Origin of the sequence: Novosphingobium sp. CF614 (genome assembly GCF_900113255.1) — a bacterium.
Taxonomy (GTDB): domain Bacteria; phylum Pseudomonadota; class Alphaproteobacteria; order Sphingomonadales; family Sphingomonadaceae; genus Novosphingobium.
In genome coordinates, this window is record NZ_FOOR01000042.1 from 1 (window position 1) to 10,204 (window position 10,204).

9 protein-coding genes and 1 pseudogene are annotated in these 10,204 nt (G+C 63.8%); 8 read left to right on the plus strand and 2 right to left on the minus strand.

What is annotated here, in order from left to right:
- Positions 1-113 (minus strand): transposase (locus BM052_RS18860; protein ID WP_177198400.1); only part of this gene is annotated, 113 nt, incomplete at its 3' end.
- A gap of 117 nt (positions 114-230) precedes the next feature.
- On the opposite strand from BM052_RS18860, the gene BM052_RS18865 reads away from it, so the two are divergent.
- A complete protein-coding gene (locus tag BM052_RS18865) occupies positions 231-1,502 on the plus strand; it encodes a Glu/Leu/Phe/Val family dehydrogenase (protein ID WP_091149397.1) in 1,272 nt (423 codons plus the stop codon).
- A gap of 59 nt (positions 1,503-1,561) precedes the next feature.
- On the opposite strand, the gene BM052_RS18870 is transcribed toward BM052_RS18865, so the two are convergent.
- On the minus strand, positions 1,562-2,464 hold the full coding sequence (locus BM052_RS18870; protein WP_091149398.1) for a LysR substrate-binding domain-containing protein: 903 nt from the start codon (positions 2,462-2,464) through the stop codon (positions 1,562-1,564).
- Positions 2,465-2,559: 95 nt separating this feature from the next.
- On the opposite strand from BM052_RS18870, the gene BM052_RS18875 reads away from it, so the two are divergent.
- From BM052_RS18875 to BM052_RS19710, 7 genes and pseudogenes are all read left to right on the plus strand, one after another.
- Positions 2,560-3,585, plus strand: coding sequence for a 2-oxoadipate dioxygenase/decarboxylase family protein (locus BM052_RS18875; RefSeq protein ID WP_091149400.1), 1,026 nt, complete (start codon positions 2,560-2,562; stop codon positions 3,583-3,585).
- Positions 3,582-5,003 (plus strand): FAD-binding oxidoreductase, encoded by a 1,422-nt coding sequence (locus BM052_RS18880; protein WP_091149402.1) that lies wholly within the window; start codon positions 3,582-3,584, stop codon positions 5,001-5,003. The genes BM052_RS18875 and BM052_RS18880 overlap by 4 nt, the downstream gene beginning before the upstream one ends.
- Before the next feature lie 8 nt (positions 5,004-5,011).
- Positions 5,012-6,208, plus strand: a complete 1,197-nt coding sequence (locus BM052_RS18885; protein ID WP_218151587.1) for an aspartate aminotransferase family protein — start codon at positions 5,012-5,014, stop codon at positions 6,206-6,208.
- Positions 6,208-7,224, plus strand: a complete 1,017-nt coding sequence (locus BM052_RS18890) for an arginine N-succinyltransferase (protein WP_091149403.1) — start codon at positions 6,208-6,210, stop codon at positions 7,222-7,224. Before BM052_RS18885 ends, BM052_RS18890 begins: the two co-directional genes overlap by 1 nt.
- Entirely contained in the window at positions 7,221-8,630 is a 1,410-nt protein-coding gene (astD, locus tag BM052_RS18895) for a succinylglutamate-semialdehyde dehydrogenase (RefSeq protein ID WP_091149404.1), read from the plus strand. Before BM052_RS18890 ends, astD begins: the two co-directional genes overlap by 4 nt.
- A 34-nt stretch (positions 8,631-8,664) precedes the next feature.
- Positions 8,665-9,853 (plus strand): annotated as a pseudogene (locus tag BM052_RS18900) (hydrolase).
- A gap of 4 nt (positions 9,854-9,857) precedes the next feature.
- Positions 9,858-9,968 (plus strand): LysR family transcriptional regulator, encoded by a 111-nt coding sequence (locus tag BM052_RS19710; protein WP_255406267.1) that lies wholly within the window; start codon positions 9,858-9,860, stop codon positions 9,966-9,968.
- Positions 9,969-10,204: the final 236 nt, after the last annotated feature.

Sequence of the window (10,204 nt, forward strand, 5' to 3'; positions counted from 1 at the left end):
CCCAGTTCCTTGCGTATCTGACCGAACAACACTTTGCGACGCCCCTTCGGGATGAACACAACGTGGTATTTGCACTCCCATCTCGTGTGGCTTAAACTCTGGTACTCGCTCATCGTGACATTCCTTTCGTGTGCTTGGCGGCTCACGAAAGCAAATGTCGCGATGGGTTCCCGGATACGTCAAACTATGATGGTCTCCCCGGCATAGCCGGGGGATTACCTTTGGGATTTATGAGCAATAATGCCCTTTACGCTGGACCAGTGTTCTCCATGGCGAGAGACCAGTTCAATGGTGCCGCTGACTTTCTCGAAATTCCATTGGATGAACGAACGCGACTTCTCTACCCGAAGCGAGCAATCGCCGTTTCGGTGCCGATCCACCGCGACGATGGGTCTACCGAGGTCTTCCAGGGCTTTCGCGTGCAGCACCATCTGACAAGCGGCCCGGGCAAGGGCGGTACGCGCTTTGCCCCCAATCTCGACATTGGCGAAGTTGCCGCACTGGCCATCTGGATGAGCTGGAAATGCGCCCTGGCAGATCTGCCCTTCGGGGGCGCCAAGGGAGGTGTCAACTGCGATCCGCGCCAGCTGTCCGCGCGTGAGATCGAGGCGATCTCGCGGCGCTACATGCAGGAAATGATCCCCTTTGTGGGACCGAAAACCGACGTGATGGCGCCTGATATCGGCACCGACGAACGGGTGATGGGTTGGTTTGTCGATACCTACTCAATGCATCAGGGCTACACAACAAGCGAGGTCGTAACGGGCAAGCCCGTCAATCTGGGTGGCACGCAAGGACGCCGGGAGGCGACTGGTCGGGGCGTGTGCATCTTGATTTCGGAAGCGATGAAGGCGGTCGGGCTCGAAGCTTCCGGATCGACCGTGATCGTCCAGGGCTTTGGCAATGTCGGCTCCGTGACCGCCGAAATCCTTCATCAGGAGATGGGGGCCAAAGTCATCGGGATCAGCGATCACTCGGTGGCCTATTACTGCCCGGACGGCCTGCCCATACCGGATCTCGTCCGCCACGCCCGAGAGCACGGCGCGCTGGCCGGTTGGTCCAATGAACTGGTTGTCGATCCCGTCGATCTTCTGACCAGGCCCTGCGATGTGCTGGCTCCCTGCGCGGTCGAGCGTGTGATCGACGATCAACTGGCCGCACGCATCAAGTGCCGGATACTGGCCGAAGGCGCGAACGGTCCCACCACGCCAGCTGCCGACACGGTCCTTGATCAACGCAGGGATGAGGTGTTCGTCATTCCGGATATTCTTTGCAATAGTGGTGGCGTCATCGTCTCCTACTTCGAATGGGTTCAGGGCCTGCAGCGCCTGTTTTGGAGCGAGGAAGAGGTCAACGAAAGCCTTTCGCGCCAGCTTCGCAAAGCGTTCCAGAAAGTCAGAGCGAGAGCGCAGCGCGACGGTGTTTCCCATCGCGTGGCCGCTACGGCGATCGGTGTCGAACAAGTTCGAGCGAGTAAACGGCAACGCGGTCTCTTCCCATGAGGGCACCAGCGTCGCCCGGATACGGACCTTGCGCCATGCTCCGGGCATCGGAACCAGGGTTAGCCCCGCAGATCCTTCACCTGCGCCTCCAGCCAGCTACTGAACTCTACGAGCGCGGGAAGGCTTTCCCAACCCTGGCGGCGAACGAGGTAATAAGCTTCATCCGTCGACAGGGCCTGGCTAAACGGCATGACCAGCGCGCCGGCTTCCAGTTCGGGGCCAATCAGGAAGCGCGGGATCAGCGCCGCACCGGCCCCGGCCGCGGCGGCTTGGGACAGCATGAGGAAATGCTCGAAGACCGCGCCCTTGATGTCGGTCGCATCGTCAATGCCACAACTGCTGAACCAGTGCTGCCACGCTTGTCGGCGCGACGCCTGGAACAGCAGCGGTTTGCCGATCAAGTCGCGTGGTTCGCGAATGGCGTTGCGGCGCATCCAGTCCGCGCTGCACACGACCACAGCCTCCTCGCGGAACAGGAACAGATGCGAGGCGTCGGGCCAGTCGGGCTTGCCGAAGTGGATCGCACCGTCGAAGCCTTCGTCCACCAGATCGAAGGGAAAGGAGCGGGCCGCGAAGTTCACGGTCAGGTCCGGATAGTGCACGGAAAGATCGGGCAGGCGCGGCGCCAGCCAGCGCATCCCGAAGCTGGGCAGCGTGGCGATGGTCAGCTCGCGCCCGCCGCGCTGCATCAAGGCCTGACGCGTGGCGGACCGGATCCGGTCGAGCGCGGGGCCGACCTGATCCGCATAGGCTTGCCCCGCGGCGTTGAGCGCCACCCGCCTGCCGCGGCGATCGAACAAAGGCATTTGCAGCCACTCCTCCAGAAGCGCGATCTGCCGACTGACCGCGCTTTGCGTCAGTCCCACCTGCTCGCCCGCGCGGGAAAATCCGCCATGGCGAGCGGCGGCGACAAAGCTGGTGAGCGCGGCCATTGGCGGCAGCAGTCGGCGCCCTTCATCCATTCCGATTCATCATCTGTAGATGATCCTTATGCGTTTTGATTCGGCATCAATTGGAGCAAAATTAGTGATATATGCCAAGTCTGGAGTGAATCATCATGAGTTATATGCATCAAAAGAATGTCGAAACGCTCGCCTCGCAGGTCCTTGGACGCAGCCGCGCAGAGGCAACGCTGGACATGCTGTCGCCCATGCTTCCCGGTCAGCAAGAAACTGGCGGACACGTTTCGCGCGATGAATTCGCCGCCGCGCTCAACCTCGTGCTGTTTGCCGACGTGCTGGAGCGCGTTCCGGCCGCCGCCGCCTATGTCGCCGATGTCCGGGCGGGCGGTGAGAGGATCTGCTTCGACCACGGAGCCTTGCGCACCATCTGCATGGCCGAAGGCGGGACAGGCGATTTACCGCGCGGCGAACTGGCGTTCCGCCGCATTCTCGAACCCCTGGGCTACGAAGTCGCCGCGATCTATCCCCTGCCGGCACTGCGCATGACCGGGCGAGCCTATTGCCATCGCAACTTTCCCGAGACGATCCCCCAGTTCTTCGTCAGCGAACTGCATGTCGATCAGTTCGATCAAGCATTCGGCGAGGCCGCCATGCGCGTGTTCAGTACCTCGCGCGATCCGCTGGACAGCGTGAGCAAGGCTGCACTCGACCGTTTTGCAGGGGGCGAAACGCTGAGCGTGGAAGAAGCGGTCCACGCGCTGAAAGTGATCGCCGGCGCCTTCGACCGACACCATGATCTGCCCCCGCTGGCCGACTATGAGACCTTGAAGGCGCAGTCAGGCGAAGCGGCGTGGATCGCCACCGAGGGCAACGCCTTCAATCACGCCACCGACCGCGTTCCCGATGTCATGGCGCTTGCCGAGCGGCAGAAAGCGCAGGGCCGTCCGATCAAGGACAAAGTGGAAATCTCGCGCAACGGCCGCGTGCGTCAGACCGCCTTCCGCGCCGGGATGGTGGAACGCGCCTTCATCCTGCCTTCGGGCGAAGAGGCGCGCCTGATGGTGCCGGGCTCGTTCCATGAGTTCATCAGCCGCGACATCGATCCTGCAAACGGCCGACTGGACCTGACCTTCGACGCCGGAAACGCTACGCAGATCTTTTCCATGACCAAGGCAGCATGAGCGCGCGCGACGGACTCATCGCGCGCCTGACGGGGATCGTCGGCGAAGCCAACGTCCTGATCGATGCGGGCGACGTGGCCGGCTATCGCACCGACGGCCGCGGCGAAGGCGACGGAGTGCCGCTGGCGGTTGTGCGGCCAGTTGACGCGGACGCGGTTTCCGCGCTGATTCATCTGGCTGCCGAAAGAGGCGTTCGCATCGTCGTGCAGGGCGCGCGCACCGGGCTTGCGGGCGCGGGATTGGCGTCCGAGGATGGGGGCTGCCTGATCGTCAATCTGGATCGGCTGTCGCGCCACATCGCGATTGATCCAGAGAACCGCACCGCGACCGTGGATGCGGGCGTGCGCCTGTCCGCGCTCAATGCCGCAGCGGCCGAACACGGCCTGTTCTTTCCCATCGACTTGGGCGCGGACCCCGCGATCGGCGGAATGATCGCGGCGAATACCGGCGGGAGCCGACTGCTTCGTTACGGTGACGTTCGCTCCAACCTGCTCTCGCTCGATTTCGTACGCGCCGATGCCGAAGGCGCGTCGATGACGCTGGGGGCGCCGCTCTGGAAGAACAACACTGGCCTAGACCTCAAGCAATTGCTCGTCGGTAGTGCAGGTTCGATGGGCATCGTCACCCGGGCCACATTGGCACTCCAACCGCTTCCCCGACATCGCATCACCGCGATGATTGCCCTTCGAGAGCCAGCTTTCGCCCTGCCCTTGTTGCTGGCATTGGAGCGAGACTTCGGCACACTGCTTTCGGCCTTTGAAGGGATGAGTGGACCGGCCTACGCTGCCGCGCTGGAACACGTGCCGGGCCTTCGATCGCCCTTCGCGAATATTCCGAACTATGTTGTGCTGGTCGAATTGTCGGCTGGTGCGGTGCTCGACGAGGCCCTGCTGGAAGAGTGGCTGGCGGTGGATCTGGAGCCATACATGGATGGCGACGGCGCGCCGGTGATCGATGTCGCGATCGACCATCGCGATGGCCTCTGGGCGATCAGGCACGCGGTGCCTGAAGGACTGCGCGCCTCCGGCACGGTGATCGCCTGCGACATCGCGCTTCGGCGCGGTGACATGATGCGCTTTCGTGACGACATGGCCGGGCGACTGAAGGCGGAAGCGCCCATGCTGGTGCCGCATGACTTCGGCCATATCGGCGATGGCGGGTTGCATTACAATCTCGTGTGGCCCAGCGCCGCCGGCCCCGTCGACAGGACCGTGGTGGAGCGCACGCGCTCGCTCATATTCGATGCCGTGGTGCGCGAATATGGCGGCAGCTTCAGCGCCGAACATGGCATCGGCCCGCGCAACATCGCCCATTACCCGCGCTTCGTGCCCGCACCCGTGCGGCAGCTTGCCGGCGCCCTGCAGCAACTTGTCGCCCCGGTTCCACTGGGGCGTGTCGATTTCGGAATGATGGAGTGAACGAGGATATGTCGAGCGAACTGATGGCGGTCTACAACCGCGCCCCGGTGGAAGTCGAACGCGGCGAAGGCGTGTGGCTGCACGCGCGCGACGGACGCGTGTTTCTCGATTGCGTGGCGGGAATCGCCACCAACAGCCTGGGCCATGCGCATCCCGCACTGGTTGCGGCATTGACCGAACAGGCCCACAAGCTGTGGCACGTCTCCAACATCTTCCGTATTCCCGGGCAAGAGGAACTGGCGCACCGGCTGGTGGAAAACAGCTTCGCCGATGTCGTCTTCTTCGGCAATTCGGGGTCCGAGGCGGTCGAATGCGCACTCAAGACCGCGCGCAAATATCATGCCGCAAATGGCCAGCCCGAGAGGATCGACATCTTCGGTTTTGCCAGCTCCTTTCATGGCAGGACATATGCAGCAGTGAGTGCGTCGGGCAATCCCGCCTATCTCGACGGGTTCGGGCCGCGCCTGCCCGGGTATCACCAGCTTGTTATCGATGATGCCGCGGCAATCGAAGAAGCAATCCGCCAGCCCACCGCCGCCGCGGTGATCGTCGAGCCGGTGCAGGGCGAAGGCGGTGCCCGCGCGCTCGATGAGGCGTGGCTGCGCCGGGTGCGCGACCTGTGCAGCGAAACCGGCACGCTGCTCATCTATGATGAAGTGCAGTGCGGCATGGGTCGCACCGGCAAGCTGTTCGCGCATCAGTGGTTCGATGGCGTCGAGCCGGACATCATGGCCGTGGCCAAGGCGCTGGGCGGCGGCTTTCCCGTGGGCGCATGCCTGTCGACGGCAGCCGCCGCCAAGGGCATGGTCGTCGGCACGCACGGTTCCACCTTCGGCGGGAATCCCCTGGCCATGGCCGTGGGCAAGGCGGCATTCGATCTCATCGCCAGCGCAGCGACGCTGGACAATGTCCGCACCATCGCCGCGCGGCTGCATGACGGGCTACGCTCACTTGCCGCGCACTATCCCGACATCGCCGTCGACGTTCGCGGCAAGGGACTGCTGATCGGGGTGAAACTCATTCCCAACAACCGCGAGATGATGGCGACCGCGCGCGACCATGGCCTGCTGGTGGCGGGCGGCGGGGATAACTGCGTCCGCCTGCTGCCCTCGCTGTTGATGACCGGGGCGGAAGCCGATGAGGCGCTCAAGCGGCTCGAACAAGCCTTCGCCGCGACGCGCGCCGCTGTCGCAGAGGCTGCCTGATGCTGGTTGTGCGCCCGGCTGTTCCGGCGGATATCGATGCCCTGATGGAACTCGCCTTCCTGTCGGGGCGGGGGTTCACCAGCCTGCCTGAAGACCGGATCGCGCTGAGCGAGCGGCTGGCCTTGTCTGAGGCAAGCTTTGCCGGGAAGGTCGACAAGGCCGACGCCTGGTACGTGCTGATGCTGGAAGATGTCACGGCGGGCCGGATCGACGGGGTCGCGGGGATCAAGGGCATGGTGGGGTTCAACCGTCCCCACTTCTCGTTCCGTATCATGACCCTGGCGCAATATTCCTCCGCCATCGGGACCCGCTTCGATCATCAGGCGCTGGTGCTGGTGAACGAGTGTACGGGATGGTCCGAGGTCGGATCGTTGTTCCTGCGCCCCGGAAAGCGCCAGTCCGGCGCCGGCTCCCTGCTGGCGCGAGCACGCTACATGCTGATGGGTGCCGAAAAGGAGCGCTTCAGCGAAACCATCATGTCGGAACTGCGAGGCTGGTTCGACGATGCAGACAACAGCCCCTTCTGGGACGGCATCGCCAGCAAGTTCTTCCGCCTGCCGTTCGAGGAAGCGGACCGAATGATTACCGGGACCGACGGCCAGTTCATTCTCGACCTTGCCCCCCGCCATCCCATCTATGTGGAACTGGTGGATAGTGCGGCGCGCGAGGCCATCGGCGCGGTGCACCGCCACGGCATTCCCGCTCTTCACCTACTGGAGCGGGAGGGCTTCTCCAGGTCCGGCCTCATTGACATCTTCGATGGCGGCCCGACGATGACCTGCCGCCGCGATACCATCCGCACCGTTGCCGATGCCCGCACGGTCAAGGCTCGAATCGCGGACGGCGTCGACCAGGACCAGGATGCCCTGCCCATGCTAGCCTCCACAGACGGCATTGCCAGGTTTCGGGCCGTTCGCGTGCCGGTTCGCCTCCATAGCGAGGAAGCCATCCTTTCCCACAACAGCGCCAGCCTGCTTCAGATCGGCGACGGCGCCCGCATCCGGATCTGCTCATGACCGACTTCTTTCGCTCGATAGACCCGGCAACGCACGACGTCGTGTGGGAAGGCCCTGTCGCAGGAGCCCAGACTTGCGCCGAAGCGCTGGCCCGCGCCAGGGACGCCTTTTTCCATTGGTCGGCGACACCGCTTGAGGAGCGTGTAGCGATCGCTCGTCGTTATGCAGAGGCACTGAAAGCCGACAGCGACGGTTTGAGCGAGACCATCTCACGAGAGACCGGAAAGTTGCTGTGGGAAAGCCGGGCGGAAGTCGCCGCCATGATCGGCAAGGTGGAGATTTCGATCGCCGCCCAGGCCGAGCGAGCCGGGACGCGAGATCAGGTCATGCCTTTTGGCCATGCTGTTTTGCGCCACCGTCCGCACGGCGTGATGCTGGTGCTCGGCCCGTACAACTTCCCTGGCCACTTACCCAATGGTCACATTGTCCCTGCGCTGCTTGCGGGCAACTGCGTGGTATTCAAGCCGTCCGAGGAAGCTCCTGCAACCGCAGAGCGGATGCGGGTCGCATGGCGCGGCGCTGGCTTGCCCGAGGACGCGCTGCAGGTGATCCAGGGCGGCCGTGTCACCGGCGCGGCACTGCTCAGTGGGGACATCGATGGTCTGCTCTTCACCGGTTCGGCGGCGGCAGGCATGCATTTCCGGCGCATGTTCGTTGACCGTCCATCCGTGCTACTCGCGCTTGAACTGGGCGGCAACAATCCTCTCGTCGCCTGGGACGGCGATCCCGAGGCGATCGCCGCATTGGTCGCCCACTCCTCCTTCGTCACCACCGGCCAGCGCTGTTCCTGCGCGCGCCGGCTGATCGTGCCCGCTGGCGTCGTGGGAGACCGGATCGTCGAAGCTGTCGTGGACCTCGCCCGCGCACTGCCGATCGCCGCATGGAACGCGCCGGAGGAAGCCTTCATGGGGCCGCTCGTTTCGGACCAAGCCGCCATGACCGCGCGCAAAGCCATCGGGGGGTTACTGACCGCGGGCGTCCGCATCCTGCTCGCCGAGGAACGTCATTCCGAACGACCCGATGCTTTCATGACGCCCGTCATCCTGACGACCGACGCCGCCGCGGTTCCCGACGAGGAGATTTTTGCGCCGGTTCTGCAGATCCGGCGTGCCGCCGATTTCGATGCGGCGATCGAAGAAGCCAACGCAACGCGCTTTGGCCTGTCCGCCGGGCTGGTCTCGGCCGATCCGGACTTGTGGGCACGTTTTGCCCTCAGGGTGCGGGCGGGCGTAGTCAACTGGAACCGGCCGACTACGGGTGCAGCCTCTTCCATGCCCTTTGGTGGATTGGGTGAATCCGGCAACCACCGGCCGAGCGCCTACTATGCGGCCGACTACTGCGCCTTTCCCATCGCCAGCTTCGAGGCACAAAGCATCGAGACACTCGCCATCCCGGGCTTGGGCTGATGTCTTCCATTGCAGGGAGCCTCAGGATCGGGACGTGCTGGAGGCGGCCGCTGGCGCGCCGACACTCGACTGGACACTGGCATGGGCTGGCATCAACAGCGGTTCGCATAATAGCAAAGGACTTTCGCGCGTTGCGGGAGAATTGGCGGACGCCTTCTCCGCGCTCCCTGGCGATCTGCAGCGGCTGCCTGCTGCCCCATCCACGACCATTTTGCCTGACGGGCGGGAAGAAATCTTGCCGCTGGGGGACAACATCCTGCTGACAGTGCGGCCGGATGCACCGTTGCAGTTGCTGTTCACAGGGCATATGGACACCGTCTACCCGGCAGAAAGCAGCTTTCAGCAATGCACCTGGCTGGACAACGACACGTTGAACGGCCCCGGCGTCGCGGACATGAAAGGCGGCTTGGCCATCATGCTGGCCGCGCTCGGCGCGTTCGAAATGTCGCCACTACGGGATCGCGTCGGCTATCAAGTCGTGCTCAACAGCGACGAGGAGATCGGATCACCGGGATCGGCCGCATTGTTGAGGGAAGCGGCACAGTGCAAGCAGGCGGCATTTACTTTACGAACCCTCCGCCTTGCCCGACGGCACGCTGGCTGGAGACCGGCCGGGCAGCGGCAACTTCTCCGTGGTGGTGGCGGGGCGCAGCGCCCATGCCGGGCGCAATCCGCAGGATGGCCGCAATGCCGTGCTGGCAGCCGCCGAAATCGCCTTGGAACTGGAGAGGCTCGTGCGGGATGGCCTCAGCATCAATCCCGCGCGCATCGATGGCGGCGCGCCCAACAACATCGTGCCGGACCATGCGATCCTGCGCGTCAATATCCGGCCGCGGACGGCAGAGGATCAAGAAGCCGCACAAGCCACGCTGCGCGCCATAATCGATGAGGTGGCCCGGAAGCGGAACCTGGCCGTCTATATTCACGGCAGCTTCGCCCGACCGCCCAAACCGATGGATGGTCGCACGGTGGCGCTGTCCACGCTCGTACAGCGCTGTGGCCGACTTTTGGGACAGGATATCGGTCTCAAGGCATCGGGCGGCGTGTGCGACGGCAACAATATTGCCGCATGCGGCGTGCCTGTCGTCGATACGATGGGGGTTCGCGGCGGAGCAATACATTCACACGAAGAATATCTGATCGTGCAGAGTTTGGCTGAACGCAGCAGCTTGACGGCTCTGCTGCTCTGCATGTTGGCGCGCGACGGCATACCTCGCGAATAGAGTAATGATCGAGTTGCGTCAGCTTCGCTATTTGATAGCCGCCGCCGAAGCCGGGAGCTTCAGTCGAGCAGCCCGTGGGCTGAACATTTGCAGGGTGCGGAAAAAGCCTCCTTGAGGCGCGGTGATAGCCGGGCTCGAAGGGTTTATCGGGCAACGGTTTGGGGAAGTCGGCATCAGGTAGCAGTCGTTGGCTGCCAGAACCCGCCGTGTGGCGGATTCCTCCCATAGCTACGCCCTCGCTATTAAGGCGTGTGGACAGTAAGTATCCCCCGGCAGAGCCGGGGGCTTTACGATGTGAGCCGCTCAAAGCGGCTGGTTCAGGTCGCTAACGCGGCCTGACGGTTTGGAACC

Bases quoted from the DNA above. Each gene is read 5' to 3' on its own strand.
- BM052_RS18880 (WP_091149402.1), top strand. From the start codon at position 3,582: ATGAGCGCGCGCGACGGACTCATCGCGCGCCTGACGGGGATCGTCGGC.
- BM052_RS18875 (WP_091149400.1), top strand. From the start codon at position 2,560: ATGAGTTATATGCATCAAAAGAATGTCGAAACGCTCGCCTCGCAGGTC.
- astD (WP_091149404.1), top strand. From the start codon at position 7,221: ATGACCGACTTCTTTCGCTCGATAGACCCGGCAACGCACGACGTCGTG.
- BM052_RS18890 (WP_091149403.1), top strand. From the start codon at position 6,208: ATGCTGGTTGTGCGCCCGGCTGTTCCGGCGGATATCGATGCCCTGATG.
- BM052_RS18870 (WP_091149398.1), bottom strand. From the start codon at position 2,464: ATGGATGAAGGGCGCCGACTGCTGCCGCCAATGGCCGCGCTCACCAGC.
- BM052_RS18885 (WP_218151587.1), top strand. From the start codon at position 5,012: ATGTCGAGCGAACTGATGGCGGTCTACAACCGCGCCCCGGTGGAAGTC.
- BM052_RS19710 (WP_255406267.1), top strand. From the start codon at position 9,858: ATGATCGAGTTGCGTCAGCTTCGCTATTTGATAGCCGCCGCCGAAGCC.
- BM052_RS18865 (WP_091149397.1), top strand. From the start codon at position 231: ATGAGCAATAATGCCCTTTACGCTGGACCAGTGTTCTCCATGGCGAGA.